This is a genomic window from Pseudomonas sp. CAU 1711 (assembly GCF_039888625.1).
Classification (GTDB): domain Bacteria; phylum Pseudomonadota; class Gammaproteobacteria; order Pseudomonadales; family Pseudomonadaceae; genus Aquipseudomonas.
The window spans coordinates 1-1,500 of record NZ_JBDQQT010000039.1; the positions used below are offsets into that span (position 1 = coordinate 1).

Sequence of the window (1,500 nt, forward strand, 5' to 3'; positions counted from 1 at the left end):
AACATCGCGAAGATGCGTTGATTGTGTTCCCTGACACGGTGCTGAACAACCAATTTTGCCCTTGCGCCTAACGTTTGGTTAAGGGGCGGCCAAAAGCGCAGCTTTTGGACGTCCAAGTGAGCGGAGCGAACGACTTGAACCAATTGTTAGGCACGGTGCCGAGTCGTACGCAGGAAATGATGCCAACGCCGAGCATGACCGGCGGAGCGCACGGCGTGTCGGACTTGGCCCGGAAAGTTATTTGTGATGTGCACATGTTCTGCAAGCAACTCCTTTGCGGACCACAAATAACGGCCTTTACTGTCCGGCGACCATTCGATTCAGGAACACCGCGACGATGCGGTGATTGTGTTTCCTGGCTCGGTGCTGAACAACCCATTTCGCTCTTGCGCCTAACGTTTGGTTAAGGGGCGGCCAAAAGCGCAGCTTTTGGACGTCCAAGTGAGCGGAGCGAACGACTTGAACCATTTGTTAGGTGACTGGTTGCCACCGGTTTGAGATTTTTTTGAGTTCATGTGCGTCGATGTTTGCAGGCAGATTGTGTGTTAAGTGAGCGATGAAGTGAATGATAGATTGCTTTTGTTGATTTGAAAGCAGGTACCATATGCCTTGATGTTGGTCGTCTGCCGACTTGCACTTGCTGTAGTTATTTAATGTATATAACACTTGCACATAGACTAAGGAGCCAGGGTTGACCCTCAGCTTTTGAAGGACGTACATCAAGTAGCTGGGTAGATACTGCAAGGCTTCAGATGCTGAAATTTGCTCGAATAAATATGGATTTTCCTCAATCCACTCGTCGGTCAATTCTTTTCTTTCAGGAAAAGCCTTTGCGATTGATTCGATGAGGATCTGCTCGGCTTTCACGAGAAGGCACCTAACGTTTGGCTAAGGGGCCGGCTATGCCGGTCCCGAGTGAGCGAAGCGAACGACTTGAGCCAATTGTTAGACAGCCCAGCCGAACGCCGGAAATGGTGCCAGCGCCGAGCATGACCGGCGGAGTGAACGGCGTGTCGGTTTTGGCCCGGAAGGTTATTTGTGACGTGCACATTCTCTGAAAGCAACTCCTTTGCTGAGCACAAATAACGGCCTCTACTGTCAGGCGACCATTCGATTCAGGAGCACCGCGACGATGCGGTGATTGTGTTTCCTGGCTCGGTGCTGAAAACCAATAATGCCTTTGCGCCTAACGTTTGGTTAAGGGGCGGCCAAAAGCGCAGCTTTTGGACGTCCAAGTGAGCGAAGCGAACGACTTGAACCAATTGTTAGGCACGGTGCCGAGTCGAACGCAGGAAATGATGCCAACGCCGAGCATGACCGGCGGAGCGCACGGCTTGTCGGACTTGGCCCGGAAAGTTATTTGTGATGTGCACATACTCTGCAAGCAACTCCTTTGCGGGCCACAAATAACGGCCTCTACTGTCCGGCGACCATTCGATTCAGGAACACCGCGACGATGCGGTGATTGTGTTTCCTGGCTCGGTGCTGAACAACCCATTT

At 51.9% G+C, this 1,500-nt stretch carries 1 protein-coding gene; it reads right to left on the bottom strand.

Annotated elements, in window-relative coordinates; all coding sequences use genetic code 11:
* Window positions 1–471: 471 nt before the first annotated feature.
* Entirely contained in the window at window positions 472–867 is a 396-nt protein-coding gene (locus AAFN46_RS20535) for a DUF6714 family protein (RefSeq protein WP_347810550.1), read from the bottom strand.
* Window positions 868–1,500 lie beyond the last annotated feature (633 nt).